The sequence below is a fragment of the Thermogutta terrifontis genome (assembly GCF_002277955.1).
GTDB classification, from domain to species: domain Bacteria; phylum Planctomycetota; class Planctomycetia; order Pirellulales; family Thermoguttaceae; genus Thermogutta; species Thermogutta terrifontis.
The window spans coordinates 563,504-578,305 of record NZ_CP018477.1 but is presented as its reverse complement, the minus strand read 5'-3'; the positions used below and the strand labels follow the sequence as shown (position 1 = coordinate 578,305).

General features: G+C 58.8%; 10 protein-coding genes. 6 read left to right on the top strand and 4 right to left on the bottom strand.

The genetic code is table 11. The features are described from left to right. Positions 1-15: 15 nt before the first annotated feature. From THTE_RS02105 to THTE_RS02095, 3 genes are all read left to right on the top strand, one after another. On the top strand, positions 16-1,680 hold the full coding sequence (locus THTE_RS02105) for a fucose isomerase (protein ID WP_095413882.1): 1,665 nt from the start codon (positions 16-18) through the stop codon (positions 1,678-1,680). Between the two features lie 60 nt (positions 1,681-1,740). Next, a complete protein-coding gene (locus THTE_RS02100) occupies positions 1,741-3,300 on the top strand; it encodes a xylulokinase (RefSeq protein ID WP_095413881.1) in 1,560 nt (519 codons plus the stop codon). A 441-nt stretch (positions 3,301-3,741) separates the two neighbouring features. After that, a complete protein-coding gene (locus THTE_RS02095; protein ID WP_095413880.1) occupies positions 3,742-7,857 on the top strand; it encodes an SUMF1/EgtB/PvdO family nonheme iron enzyme in 4,116 nt (1,371 codons plus the stop codon). A 511-nt stretch (positions 7,858-8,368) separates the two neighbouring features. Here the strand turns inward: THTE_RS02095 and THTE_RS02090 are convergent. From THTE_RS02090 to THTE_RS02080, 3 genes are all read right to left on the bottom strand, one after another. Then, complete coding sequence (locus THTE_RS02090; RefSeq protein ID WP_095413879.1) at positions 8,369-8,722, bottom strand: hypothetical protein; 354 nt, start codon at positions 8,720-8,722, stop codon at positions 8,369-8,371. Continuing rightward, positions 8,719-9,147: a HEPN domain-containing protein gene (locus THTE_RS18605; RefSeq protein WP_095413878.1), complete on the bottom strand. Its 429-nt coding sequence runs from the start codon at positions 9,145-9,147 to the stop codon at positions 8,719-8,721. The genes THTE_RS02090 and THTE_RS18605 overlap by 4 nt, the downstream gene beginning before the upstream one ends. 81 nt (positions 9,148-9,228) lie before the next feature. Further along, a complete protein-coding gene (locus THTE_RS02080) occupies positions 9,229-9,591 on the bottom strand; it encodes a cupin domain-containing protein (RefSeq protein ID WP_095413877.1) in 363 nt (120 codons plus the stop codon). A gap of 160 nt (positions 9,592-9,751) precedes the next feature. On the opposite strand from THTE_RS02080, the gene THTE_RS02075 reads away from it, so the two are divergent. Then, positions 9,752-10,210 carry a PGPGW domain-containing protein gene (locus tag THTE_RS02075; protein ID WP_095413876.1) on the top strand — a complete coding sequence of 153 codons (459 nt, stop codon included), beginning with the start codon at positions 9,752-9,754 and terminating at the stop codon, positions 10,208-10,210. A 6-nt stretch (positions 10,211-10,216) separates the two neighbouring features. Then, complete coding sequence (locus THTE_RS02070; protein ID WP_168175774.1) at positions 10,217-10,717, top strand: RNA methyltransferase; 501 nt, start codon at positions 10,217-10,219, stop codon at positions 10,715-10,717. Between the two features lie 36 nt (positions 10,718-10,753). Here the strand turns inward: THTE_RS02070 and lpxK are convergent, their stop codons facing one another. Continuing rightward, positions 10,754-11,842, bottom strand: a complete 1,089-nt coding sequence (lpxK, locus tag THTE_RS02065; protein WP_095413875.1) for a tetraacyldisaccharide 4'-kinase — start codon at positions 11,840-11,842, stop codon at positions 10,754-10,756. 260 nt (positions 11,843-12,102) lie between these two features. On the opposite strand from lpxK, the gene THTE_RS02060 reads away from it, so the two are divergent. Beyond that, positions 12,103-14,772, top strand: a complete 2,670-nt coding sequence (locus THTE_RS02060; RefSeq protein WP_207651757.1) for a carbamoyltransferase HypF — start codon at positions 12,103-12,105, stop codon at positions 14,770-14,772. The last annotated feature ends 30 nt before the right edge of the window (positions 14,773-14,802 follow it).

The window sequence follows — 14,802 nt, the reverse complement described above, 5'->3', positions numbered from 1 at the left end:
CAAGGAGTCACGCTTATGGCCTATCAATTGCCTAAACTGCCCAAGCCCCCGAAGGCAAAACGGAAACAGGTCTATCTCGTTGCCAGTGGGGATCTTCGCCTGTCGGCCAACCAGGTTTGCTGGCCGGCGCAAAAAGCCATGGAAGATGCCCTTGCGGAGGCAGTGCGCGAGGCAGGCTACGAGCTGGTCCGTGCCCATCCCTACAAGCCAGAAGAAGGGCACGGCTTTATCAGCTCGCAGAAAGAGGGCATGGAGGTCTTTGCCAATATTGATCCCAAAGCGCGACTCATCGTCGCCGAGGCCGTGTGGCAGTACTCCCACCACGTTCTGGCGGGGCTGCTCAGCCACGAGGGGCCGATCCTCACTGTCGCCAATTGGTCCGGACAGTGGCCTGGCTTGGTGGGCATGCTCAACCTCAATGCCTGTCTGACCAAGGCCGGCAAGCCTTATTCGACACTGTGGAGTGAGGATTTTTCCGCCCCGGAATTTCGCAAGAAACTGGCCACGTGGTTGGAAAAAGGTGAGGTGCGGCATCCTCTCAAGCATGTCACGCCGCTTAAAAAAGTGAAGATCCCGGGCGCCATCAAGCGACTGGGGCAGGCTCTGGCGGACGAGCTCCGCTGGAAAAAGGCCATCATGGGCGTGTTTGATGAAGGCTGCATGGGGATGTACAACGCCATCATTCCCGACGAGCTTTTGATGCCCCTGGGCGTCTTCAAGGAACGCCTCAGCCAGTCCACCCTCTATTACGAAACAACCCAGGTCAGCGATGGCGAGGCCCGCGAAGTTTTCCAGTGGATGGTGGACCGGGGCATGAAGTTTGTCTTCGGCACCAACCCGGAAACCGACCTCACCGAAGACCAGGTCCTCACCCAGTGCAAGATGTACATTGCCGCATTGCGGCTGGCCGACGACTTCGGCTGCGACACGATTGGTATTCAGTACCAGCAGGGCCTGAAAGACCTTTTACCGGCCAGCGATCTGGTGGAGGGAATGCTCAACAACGCTGATCGTCCTCCCGTCAAAAGCCGCGATGGCAAGCGAATTCTCTATGAAGGAGAGCCGCTCCCGCATTTCAACGAGGTGGACGAATGCGCGGGCCTGGACGCCCTCATGACCTACCGCATCCACAAGGCGATGGGACAGCCGGTGGAAACGACACTCCACGATGTCCGCTGGGGCGATTGGGATCGCTCCGGAACCGTGCAGGATTATGTGTGGGTGTTCCTCATCAGTGGTTCGGCACCGCCTGCCCACTTTATCGGAGGTTGGGCTGGGGCCTCCAGCGAACGCCAGCCCCCCATGTATTTCCGCCTCGGTGGGGGCACACTCAAAGGGATCTCCAAGCCGGGCGAAATTGTGTGGTCCCGGGTGTACATCGACGATGGTCGCCTCTGCATGGACATCGGTCGGGCGGGGGTGGTCGAACTGCCCCCCGAGGAAACAGAGCGCCGCTGGAAAGAAACCACACCTCAATGGCCGATCATGCACGCCGTCACATACGGCATCACCCGGGATCAATTCATGGCCAAGCACAAGGCCAATCACATACAGGTCGCGTATGCGGAAGACGCGGATGCGGCGGATGAAGCAGCGCTGGCCAAAGCTGCCATGGCGGACGCCCTGGGCATCCGCGTCAACATGTGTGGAACTCGCAAAAATGGCGAGCCGTGGGCGTGAGAGCCTCATCGCGGAACGACGTGCTGAGGTCAAGGATCGCGTGGGAAGGAGTGCATCACCATGTCGGAAGGGCTCCAGTGTGTTAAGAAAAGCGCCGTTATCACGGGATGGGATTTCAGCACCGGGGGTGTGAAATGCCTCGCCTTCGACACTGAAGGACACGTGCTGGCGGAGGTCCGTCTGCCCACCGATATCTGGTTCGGCGACAGTCCCGCCACGGGAATTCGGGAGCTCAACGTGATGCAACTGGAGGGCCAGGCGTATGCCTCCGTGCGGGCCATTGCCGCCGAATTGACCCGACTGGGCCGAATAAAGGATTGGGTGGCGGGAGGAATTTCGGCGACGCACCACACCTCCGCCCGCATTGACGCCCTCGGCAATCAGGTCCGCCGCGCTATCTGCTGGAATGACGCCACCCTGGCGGAGTATCACGCCAAGGGACTGGCGCGACTCGGCGGCCAGGAACGCGTGCAGGAACTGATCGGCGGTCCCTGGGCCATTCGCTACGGCCTGAGTCACCTGGTCAAAGACGAGGTGCACCTCAGTCCCGCGGACTGGCGTCGAACGCGGCGGATCGCCGCCCACGGCGTCCTCGCTGCCGGGTATCTGACCGGCAATTTCGACGTGTGCAGTGTTTCGGTAGGAGCCTCTTCCGGCATCATGGACCTCCGCACAAACAAATGGCGGCGGGAAATGCTGGAGGCCCTCGAAAACGAGGAATATCGCCGCCTGGCGTGGAAACAGCTCCCCAAGATCATCGATCATTACACGCCGGTGGGAGCACTCTCGGAAGCAGTCGCGCTTCAGGCGGGCCTGCCGCCACGAGTGAGACCCCTGATTTTCCCGACCTCCGACGACCAGCAGGCCGGCCTGGTGGGGGGTGGCGCCGTCGACGCTGGGCAGGTCGCGGTCATTTTGGGGAACTCCGCTGTGGTCAACAGTTCCTCCAAGGATCGACCGCAGCGCGGCCAGCTCGATGTCATGCGGCTCAACTGGGGTCCCTACCTGTGGATGCGCTGCTACAACAATGGAGCACAATTCCTGGACCAGGTTGTGGGGCCCAAACCCGATTGGGCAGCCCTGGAACAGGCGGCGCGGAACGTTCCGCCGGGTTGCGACGGCATCCTCGTCCTCCCCTTCGTGAATCCCGAACCATCCCTCGGTATCTCCCAGAAAGATGCCCAGCTCCGCTGGATCCCGCGCATGCCCGAGGAAATGGGCCGTCGCTTCCGAGCAGCCCTCGAAGCGATCGCGTATCTCATCGCGCTGGCCGTTGCCGAGCACGAGGACGCCGGGCAGAACATCACCCGCATCACCGTCTCCGGTGGAATCGCCCGCAGTAATCTAATGTGCGAAATCCTGGCGACGGTGCTCAATCGGCCGCTCCTTCGGCTGGAATCCGAGGAGGGACCTGCGCTGGGGGCGGCTGTGACGGCCCTCGCGGCGATGGAGTCATACCTGCGAAAGCAAAAGGGGATTCGCAAAAAATTTACCGTGGCCGACGCCGTCTCCGTGATGGTACGATTCCGCGGCACCGTGGAGCCCAATCCCGCTTGGTCAGAGAATTACCGCCAGGGGCTCGCCCGATTCCGGGAGGAACTCGCCCGATTGCGGGAATAATCTCCAGGGCAATTCACCCATTGCCCGCATGGCTCGGCAAGGGCCTGCCAACCAGTTCCATTTACGTACGGGTGATTCATGAATCGCCCGTAGCAATATTTTCCCCGTGGTGTGCCCTCCCGCTAGGGGCAATTCATGAATTGCCCCTACGATACTTTGCGGCCGCGGCATCTCATAGTTTTTACAAAATTGGGGATGTTTTAGCGTGAAAACGCTGTCAGCCTTCCGGCAAATCCTGCGGTGAACGTTCTTTCCCGATTCGTCCTGCCTCCGCTTCATGGGCACCGCAGAGAACCCGCGCGGACGGGTTACTCAATGCTCAGCGAGATTTACTGGGCCGGGGTTACCTATTAGACTTGATGGGCGCCCGAGGAATGTCGCTTCTGCTCCGCCAATAGACGCATTCCTCCGAGGTCTTTTGTATCGCAAGGAGCAAGATCGATGATTGGGCGCGGGCTGGTCTCGAGCGTCCTGGTTTATTTCCTGGCCTTGGTGGGTCAACTGAGTTTCGCCTCCGGCGTGGCATTCCTGGTCCCGCGGGAACACGAAACACCGCTTGGCAGGGAGAGCGAAGCCGCCCTGCGTTGGTGCCAGACAGCCCGGGGTTGTCAAACTGTCTACCTCCAGGGACCCGAACGTTTTGTCGACGAGCAGAAGCAAAGCGTTCGATTGACCCAGTTCGATGTCGTGTGGTGCCACGACGGGGATTTGGCGACACTGCCTGCAGACCTCCAAAACCCTGGCACTTTGGAGGCATTTCGGACTTTCGTTGCCGAAGGGGGAGGGCTCTTCCTGTCGGGAGTTGCTGCCCGATTGGTCGTTGAGATGGGCGTGGAAACCGCGTCCATGCGAACCGTATCGCCAGGTCACGACAGCTTTCAGGCAGCTTTGATCCCTGTTGTGAAGGATCATCCCATCTTCGCGAGCTTGCCTGTGAGCCCAATCGGCATCATTTTTCTCACATCGGGTGGATATCCGGCCTTTGCGGATTTCCATGGCAGTCCACGTCCCTTGGCGGGACGGCTTTTAGCCCGCGCTAATTACGCCGACGAAAACCCTTTGGTCGAATACCGCCTGGGGAAAGGCCGGATCATCGTTCTTGGATGGCGAATCCCACATTATTCCCTGACCAACAATCTCCATCGCAAAGCCCTGGAACAACTGACCTGTAATATCCTTGACTATCTTTCAGACAAGACGAAATGGGTGGAGTGGACGGTGCAGGACTCGATCGTCGGATCATCCACGGGTTCAGAAATCCCTACGGCAAAAGAATTGTCGGCTTTGAAAGCTGCTATCGATGATCTGATCGCCACTTTTGGTGACCGCTATCCCAGGGGTCAGGTTTTCCAGCAAAGGTTGAGCGAACTGGCGGCTGCCTGTGATCACCTGCGAGATCAAAGTTCGATTGACCGCCAGTCAGCGGAGAATATTCGCAAGTCGTTCCTGGAACTTCAAAGGGAAGCCCTTGTCGAGGCCAATCCCCTCCTGGATTTCGATGAACTTCTCTATGTGGAAAGGAAGGAGCCCAATCTCGGATTGCCCGCGAATTGGGAAAGTCACTCCAGTCTTCCCACGAGAGGGTACGACAACCGCTTGTGCGTGGTCTCACCTCGTCGCATGAATGACCCGCCCCAGATTTTATTTGAACCGCCCGATGGTCGTTACGTGGGCGAGATTGACCTGCACTTTGACGCCCAGAAGCTCCTTGTTTCGATGCCGGGTTCGTTCGACCGATTCCAGGTCTTCGAACTTTCCTTGAAACGCGACAATGGGCGGTTGTCGGTGAGTGAAGTCAGGGAATTACCACTCATTCGCGAGCCCGACGTTGATAACTATGACGCTTGTTATCTTCCCGATGATCGGATCATCTTCACATCCACGGCTCCCTTCGTGGGAGTTCCTTGTGTCTATGGCAGCTCTCATGTCACGAACATGTACCGGCTGGACCCTGATGGGTCGATCAGACAGTTGACGGTGGACCAGGAACACAACTGGCATCCCAGCCTGCTCAACAATGGGCGCGTTCTCTATCTGCGCTGGGAATATACAGACCTTCCGCACGCCCATTCACGGATTCTCTTTTCCATGAATCCTGATGGCACAAACCAGATGGCGTATTACGGAAGTAATAGCTACTTTCCCAATTCATTCTTCTATGCCCGTGCAATTCCCAACCATCCCACAAAGGTCGTGGGCATCGTGAGCGGTCACCATGGAGTGCGACGATCGGGGCGACTGATCGTCATCGATCCGGCGGTGGGGCGGCATGAGGCCCAGGGCGTGGTTCAGGAAATCCCACCGGCTGAGGGCAAGGTGGAACCTATCATCCGGGACGAACTCGTTGACGGGGTCTGGCCGCAGTTCTTAACACCCTGGCCATTGAGCGAGAACTATTTCCTGGTGAGCTGCAAGCCCTCTCCCGACCGACCATGGGGAATTTACCTGGTTGACGTGTTCGGCAATTTAGTTCTTATGCGGGAAAAACCGGGTTATGCCTTGCTTGAACCGATTCCGCTCGTTCCCCGTCGCCGACCGCCTGTGATTGCTGATCGGGTCGATCCTTCGCAAAAAGAGGCTCTCGTCTATCTCGTTGATGTGTACCGTGGACCTGGATTAAAGGACATCCCACGCGGTACGGTCAAGAAACTTCGATTGATCAGCTACGAATTCAGCTTTCGAGGGATGGGCGGATTGCTGGGGGCCATCGGGATGGACGGTCCCTGGGATGTCAAACGCATCCTGGGCACCGTTCCAGTCCAGGAGGACGGTTCCGCCTTATTCCGGGTGCCGGCTTACACCCCAATCGCTGTTCAGCCCCTGGATGCGGAAGGGCGGGCCCTGCAAATCATGCGGAGCTGGTTCACGGCAATGCCCGGGGAGATTCTCTCCTGCATCGGCTGTCATGAACACCCCAACGAGGCGGTCCCCAATCTCGCCACTCTGGCTCTCTCACAGCCACCCGCCACGATTGAGCCCTGGTATGGTCCGCCCCGGGGATTCAGCTTTGCCCGGGAGGTGCAACCGGTCCTGGATCGCTATTGTGTATCCTGCCACAACGGTGAATCCGGGCCACCAAATGCCTTTGATCTGCGGGGAAACATACCCCTCAAGGATTGGTCGTCGGCAATTGCGGGGCATGTTTCGGAAAAAGTGGGCGGAAAGTTTTCAATCGCTTACGCCAACCTGCATCGCTTTGTACGACGACCAGGGATCGAAAGCGATATTCACCTTCTCTCGCCCATGGAATACCACGCGGCCACAACTGAGCTCGTTCAGATCCTGAAGAAAGGACATTACGGGGTTCAGTTACCGCCCCAAGCCTGGGATCGACTCTACACGTGGATTGACCTTAATGCTCCCTATCACGGAACCTGGTCAGAAATTGTCGGTCCCCAAACGGTAGCACCCCTGTTGGCCCGTGCCCGCGAAATGCGAAAACGGTACACCGGCATGGATGACAACTGGGAAGAGATCCCCGCGGTGACTGCTTTCGGAAGAGAGATTCAGCCGACGCAGCAGTCCACTACCAAGGAAGATCGCGTGGAGCCGGTTGGTTACACCGTTCCGGGCATGGATTCCGAAAAGGCACGCCGCTATCAAAACGACGTTGCGCTGCCCGCGCTTGATGATTGGCCGTTTTCCGCTGAAGTGGCCAAGGAACGCCAGAGGCGCCTCGGGGAGTGGCAACGTGTGATCACGATTGCACCAGGAGTAACAATTCCGATGGTCAGAATCCCCGCGGGTCGATTCATCATGGGAAGTGTAAATGGCGAGGCCGACGAAACTCCCCCATGCGTGGTCCAGATTCCGCACGACCTCTGGATGAGTGCCTGCGAAATCACAAACCGCCAGTTCGCGGTGTTTGATCCGACCCATGATAGCCATGTGGAGTCAATTCACGGGTATCAGTTTGGATTTCACGGGCTGCCGCTCGATCAACCGGAACAGCCTGTCGTCCGCGTGACATGGCACCAGGCGGTTGCGTTCTGCGATTGGCTGTCGCAACGTCACGGAGTTCGCTTTCGTCTTCCCAGTGAAGCAGAATGGGAATACGCCTGCCGGGCCGGAAGTGAAAAGCCCTTCTGGTATGGCACATCGGACGATGACTTCTCCAGTTATGCCAATTTGGCGGACAAAAAGTTGAGCGAATTCGTCATCGACACCTACATCCAGGTGAGAATCATTCCCAACCCAAACCCGTTCGATGACTGGATTCCCAAAGACCCGCGATGGAATGACGGCGGGCTGGTTTCCATGCCTGTTGGCTCCTATCGGCCGAATCCCTGTGGCCTTTACGACATGCACGGCAATGTGTGGGAATGGACGCTTTCCTGCTACCGAGGCTATCCCTATTCTGAAAATGATGGGCGAAATGATGGAGACTCGTCTGAATGCCGGGTGGTGCGTGGCGGTTCTTGGTACGATCGGCCAAAGCGTGCCACTTCTTCATTCCGGCTCGCCTATCCACCTTATGCGCGAGTCTTCAACGTCGGCTTTCGCATTGTCGCCGAAGAGTTACCCCCGCCTTCCCCGCAGTCTGGATCCAACCCGTGATCTCTTTCCGGCGTTCACCCATGGCCCTTTGCCCACAACAGGCGATTAAGCAGCATCTCGCGTGACCGAACAGGGTCGGCATCCCGCCCGCGGAGCAACTCTGCCGGCGGTGACAAGCACTTGCCGCGTCCCCACTTTATGTGAAAATCGCGAAAAAGGCAAAATCGCCATGTGTTGTAGGGGTGATTCATGAATCGCCCCTACCGGAGCGCGAGTAAATTAGAGTGGATCATCCAAGGTTGACAAGCGGACCCGACATGCAGGTCCCTCCGAGGCAATGTTTCCCCGCGAAGGATTTTCCCAAGGTCGGAGGGGCACGCTTGTCGTGCCCGGTGAGACTTGGTCGTACGACGTGACAATCCCTGGTCGGGGCAATTCACGAATTGCCCCTATCAATGCCTGAACCCGTCAGAGTAGGCAGGGACACTGCACGAATTGCAAGTCTTGCGGGTTGGCTCTGTCGGTGGTGACTTACATGTCGCGATTGTATTCCCACGCAAAGCCTAAGGAATTACAGCAGGGAAGGACTGGGGTTCTCAAACTCTTCGTTGAGGAACAGGAATTTCCAATTTGTTGTCGTTGGGTGTGATTGGAACTCCAACTCTTCTGGTGCAAACGCCAGGAGCATAATAATCTTTCGGCGAATATCCTCGGGAACACGCTTCAAATGAGGTTCCACCAGATCTGCCCGTTCGTCCTCGGAAAGGTTCGCGAAACGCGGGTCGATGACACGAACTCGAATCGAACCGGGGTTATATCGATACGCATCCACCTGGTGGAAGCCGGCCTCTTTGAGTACCGTCTCGACAATGCATGACTCTTCTGTACGCATTGTCTGCCAACGCGGCTCAGTGCTTTGACTCATGACGATCCCCCCGACAATTGTTGGGACACGAACTCGTAGATCATCCTCGCCGTCTCGAACAAAGCTTCTGTCGCGTTCTTATCTCCGCGGCCCGTTTCGTAGCGTAAATCAACACTCCATGCGAATGACTGCCGACGAAATCTTTCTACAATCTTTTCCGGCAGCTGCACTCCTAATTCACCATGCAGAATACCTACGAGCGTTTCCGGCCGATGCATCGTAGCACCACGGGTGATCCTGGCGAGTTGCTGCGACCGTTTCTCGACTGCCGTGTGCTCCATAATCAGCGCCTTCAGGGAACATTCCACAGCATAACCTACAATGTATGCGGCATCCAAATATAACCCGTATTGGAATAGTACATCCGCGGCATGCATCCGTTGAGCCGCAATTACGAGAAAGTCCTGACTCGTCCAAGGTGGCACAACCCCCTCCCCGATTCTCGATAGTGGGACCTACCGAAGCCCTTCTCAACCCACGAAAGTATGCGTCCTTTCCAAGCCACCTCACGCGCGAATGACCGTGTCCTCGTGCTCGTAACAGGGGGCGCAGCAGCACAGAAAACGAAGCGTGGTTGTCCCCGTGTTGGTGATCTGATGATACACTCCAGGTGGGATCGCGATGGCATCACCGGGACCGACATCGCGGATTTCGTCACCCACCTGCATTCGGGCAAAACCTTCCAAAATGTAGTAAATTTCTTCTGTTTTGATATGATGGTGGCCTTGTGTGCTGCCACCGGGGGGAAGCCGTGCCTCGGCCAAAGATTGGTTGCGAATGCACGAATTCCTATAAGAGAGAAGTTCGCGGATCTCGGAGCCATCCTTTGTGATAAAGGCCGGGACTTCGTTGAGGTTTCTTACGTCCATCGTGCTAATTCCTTTTCGTTTGACAGGGCAGCCGTTATTCTCACGGTATTTCAGGAGCACCTTTCAGGCAGGGAACTCATCTTGCCGCACATGGCGTTCCTGGCTTTATGATTGTGAATAGGTGCAAACTCCGCAAGAAGCACGAGGAAAGGAGAAATCGATGTGGACACCGCTCCAAAATAGCCTCGCCGGGAAGGAGTCCCCGCACATTGAATTCACGCCCGAGGGCCAGCCAACCGCCGCTCTGGAAGATTTGTTGGCCTCGCTCAGTTGGCTCGACCGCGTCCTGCTGCGTATCGGCATTCGCTGGGTCCGACGGATCGTCATTACAATCGTCGGGTTGACACTGCTGCTGGTGGGCGTGATCATGATCGTTGCCCCTGGACCTGCCACGCTGGTTATTCCTATGGGGCTTGCCATCCTCGGGCTGGAATACGCCTGGGCCCGACGGCTGCTTAAACGCCTCAAAGGCTACGTGGACGCCGGGCTCACCCAGGGATCGGCGATGCTGGGGTGGGACAAAAAAACAACCGCCGCACCGACAACCTCTCCCCAGGAGTGCTCCGCCAGCCCCTCACACAATCCCCCATCGAGCACTTCCCCCGAGAAAGCCTCCTGACCGCCGATGACCCGATTCGTCCAGCAACGTCACAAGCAGCCGATTCAATTGGAACGGCCGCGGGAGCTCATCGTAGCCTGCCCGCCCATGAAGAGTAACGTCAATCTGTCCCGGATCGTGCGGGCGGCAGGCTGCTGCGGGATCCGGCGTCTCATCTGTTGCGGCAACGCACGGATTCTTCCCGAAATCGCCCGGGACACAGGCCCCGAACTTCAGATTGAGTTTCACCGCACGCTTCCGCCGGTCCTGAAGAAGCTCAAGGGTGAAGGCTATCCTCTTATTGGCCTGGAACAAACAACAGACTCGACCTGCATCTATGAATTCACTTTTCCGCGGCGGTGTGTTCTCGTGGTGGGACACGAGCGCTTGGGCATCGAAGAGGAAATTCTGGCAATGCTGGATCACGTGGTGGAAATCCCTGTGTATGGCTTGCCCTATGCCCACAACGTGGCAACCGCGACCGCCATCGCGCTGTATGAATACTGTCGCCAGTATCCCCGGGGGTGATGTCTGAACAGGTGCCGCCCGCCCCACCGGCGACCATTACCTGCTCTCCCGATTCCGGATGACTCGTTCCACCAAGGGCTGGAGCGCGGCTTCCACGTCCGAAAGTCCTGAGATAAAGGCCACCTCAATCCGCAGGGCCCACAGCGGGATCTTTCCCAGGTGCGTAAGCCCGATCTTCACCAGGTCCTTTTCCGTGCACACCACCGCTTTTGCCTGCATCTGTTCCGCCCACCGCGTCAGATCGCCGACATCTTCCCGGGTGTACGGGTGATGGTCCGGGAAGACGCGTACAGCTCCGGGATCCAGCGTGAATTGAAGCCGTTCGAGCGTTCGTCGAAAGGCCTCTGGATTGCCGATGCCGCAAAAAGCCAGGACTTTGTCGGGGTGAAATGACTCCAGCGTCTGCGCGTCTCCCGCTGCGTTGACCCACGCGGTTGGCTGCTGGCGTATTTCTGCCCAGATGGCGCTGGGATGGAGTTTGGCCACCCTCTGCCGAATTTCTTCCCGGAGGTCTTGCGAGACGAGATCGGCCCGAGAAAGGATCACGATTTGGGCACGACGGATTCCCCGGAGGGGTTCCCGGAGTAAACCCCGGGGAACGACATGCCCAAATCCGAATGGTTGGAGGGCATCCAGAAGCACAATATCCAGATCTCGGGCGATTCTGCGGTGCTGGAACGCGTCATCCAGCAGGATGAGCTCGGTCTCCAGTTCCGTGATGGCCGTTCGGGCAGCCGCCACCCGATCGGGATTCTGAAGGTGCGGCACATCCGGCAGCGCCCATTCGAGGGCTTTGGCCTCGTCATTGCGACTCCCCTCCTCCGCCCCGTATCCCCGGCTGACGATACTCACCCGGACGCCGTGACGACGAAACCATCGGGCAAGCCAGGCAACAAACGGCGTCTTCCCGGTTCCTCCCAGGGTGAGATTCCCCACCGAGATGACCGGCACTTCCACTTGCTCGGTCCGCAGCCAGCGCCAATCATACGCTTTGTTGCGAAGCACCATCGCGGCAGCATAAAGCGCTCCCGCAGGCCAGAGCCCGACACGAAGAAGTGCCGCTCGTGGCGTCCTGTCCTGGCCGCTGATAATCCGCAAATAGTTCTCGATGGAAAAAAACTGCATGCCTCGCGTTGAAATCCGTCGTAAGGAAAGCGCCGTACCTGCTGACGACAATTTTCCAGGCTCAATGCGTAGAATGGAAAGACCGGCGTTCGCACCGCCGATTTCCTCGCTCTTTGATTACATTTCAGGATAGGAATAATTGGCCAGGCTTCCCAGGACTGCCGGTCAAATTGCCCCCATGGGCCACACGGTAAAACCTGGAACCAGCGGAATTCCATTCATCTTATTCTTTTATGGCCTCGCCCGTCCCCGAGCACCGATTGAGCGACTCAACAACCGAAGCGACTGCCGCGACCAGCCTCGCTCGGTGGCGGATTCACGTGACCGGCGTTGTTCAGGGGATCGGCTTTCGCCCGTTTGTCTACCGCACTGCGCGAAAGCACGGGCTGACCGGGTGGGTGCGCAACGCGTCGGACGGGGTCACGCTGGAGGTTCAGGGGAGCCGGAATCAACTCATGCCTTTCTGGGAAGAGTTCCTGCATCACCGGCCGGCGGGGGTCGTTTACGAAACGCTGGAAAAAACGGAACTTCCGCCGCTTGCTCCGGAGGAACCGACGTTTCAAATTCTTCCCAGCCGGGAGGGCGGCGTCCGCCAGCCGACAATCCCGCCGGACCTGGCCACCTGTGCCGAGTGCCTCGCCGAACTTCGTGATCCTGCCGACCGCCGGTATCAGTACCCATTTATCAACTGCACCCACTGTGGACCGCGCTGGTCCATCATCGAGGGCGTCCCGTACGATCGGCCGCTCACCTCGATGAAGATTTTCCCCATGTGCGGGGAGTGCGAAAGCGAATACCACAACCCCGCGGATCGTCGCTTTCACGCTCAGCCCGTCGCCTGTCCGGCGTGTGGTCCCCACGTGGAATTACGGAGTGCCTCAGGCGAACTGCTCGCCGAACGGGAAACCGCCATCCGCCTCGCCGCCCAGACCATTCGCGAGGGCCAAGTCCTGGGCTTGAAAGGGCTGGGGGGATTCCAGTTAATCTGCGATGCCGGGAACGAAGCCGCTGTGCAGACGCTCCGCCAGCGAAAACGGCGACCAGATAAACCTTTCGCACTCATGATGACCGAAGAGATGCTTCGGCAAGTGTGCGAGGAGCCATCTGAGGCCGTTTGGCGGTGGTTGCGATCTCCCACTGCCCCTATCGTCCTGCTTCGCCGACGGCACAACTTGACCGACCACACAGGCAAACCGGCGACCGGCAATGCTCCATTGACATCCTCAGACGAGCGGCGTAACCAAGCAACTACGAGCCCAGCCGAGGACTTCCGGCCCGAGAATGGCGTCTGTCCTGTCGCCGAAGCGGTGGCCCCGGGAAATCCTTATCTCGGTGTCATGCTTCCATACACGCCCCTCCATCATCTGTTGATGGAGGCCGTGGGTCGTCCCATCGTCTGCACCAGCGGCAACCTGACGGAAGAGCCCATGGCCATCGCGAATGACGAGGCCTTCCAGCGATTGGGGAAGATCGCTGATGTGTTCCTGGTCCACAACCGGCCGATCGTCCGCCCCGTGGATGATTCGGTTATGGCGGAGGGAGAGCCCGACGACATCTTTCTTATTCGTCGCGCCAGAGGATTCGCCCCCCGTCCGATCCGCCTGGCCGCCAAGGGGCCGGTCGTTCTGGCCACGGGTGGACATCTCAAGAACGTCGTCGGTCTCGCCCTGGAGGACCAGGCCATCTTGAGTGCCCATGTCGGGGACCTGGACAATCTTCTGGCGTGGGAAGCGCACCGCCGGGCTGTGGAAGACCTGTTACGGTTCTTTCAGGCCGTGCCGGAAGTGGTGGCGTGCGATCTTCACCCGGACTACGCCTCGACGCGGGTGGCTGAGGAGTTCGCCTGCCGTCTCAAGGCCCCGCTCTTTCGCTGGCAGCATCATGTGGTCCACTTTGCGGCCTGCCTGGCGGAGTGGGAAACGCCTCGGAGCGATCCTGCCTTTGACGGGGTCCTTGCGCCACAGCCTGGCCCGTTGGAAATTGAACAACGAACCACCCGGCCACTGCCCGTACCACTCCTGGGTGTCATTTGGGATGGCACGGGCTACGGAATTGATGGGACCGTCTGGGGCGGTGAGTTTTTCCTCTTTGACGGGCGGTCGTTCCAGAGGGTTGCGCATCTGCGTCCGTTCCCGCTCCCCGGTGGGGAAGTCGTCGTTCGCCAGCCGCGCCGTTCGCTCTTGGGGCTCCTCGCGGCATGTGGAATGGCGGAGCGCGAGCTGGACAGCCCGGACGGATTATTAAGAAACCTGTTCACGGAAACCGAGGCCCGCATCCTCCTTCACTCCGTGGCACGCGGCATCCAGTGCCCGCAGACCTCCAGCATGGGACGCCTTTTCGACGCCGTGGCGGCGCTGCTGGGTCTAGGGGCGCGGATCAGTTTCGAAGGCCAGGCGGCCATGGCGTTGCAATTTTCCGCCGAGCAGGTTTACTTCTCCTCAGCCGGGCCACTCTCCAGTGGAACCCGGGGCCCCAATCCTCGCGCCGCTGGTGAGGTGCCTGGCGACGCGTTCATGCCGAGCGTTCATCGATTCGCTCTCACAAAGGGCAGGCCGATCGTGCTGGACTGGCAGCCCGTACTGAAATCGCTTGTGGCCGGTCTTCGCGCGGGGGTTCCCCGCGAGCGGCTGGCCCTCGACTTCCATCGGCAACTGGTTGAGGCGGTCCTGACTGTGGCAGAACAATTCAACGTCCAGGGGTTGATGTTCTCCGGCGGTTGCTTTCAGAATCAACTTCTTCGGCGGTTGTTGGCCGCTGCCTGTCGTGTTCGCGGGGTGACGCCCTGGTTTGCCCGCCGAATCCCACCCGGAGATGGTGGCCTGGCCCTCGGCCAAATCTGGTTGACCCGGCGGGCCCTCCAAGGGGATTTCATCCCCGGGCGGGGCGGTGTTGCGGAAAACGTTAACAAAGATTCCAACGAAAAAGATTGATATCAGAAGCCGGAAAGTGTGCCTGCCAGC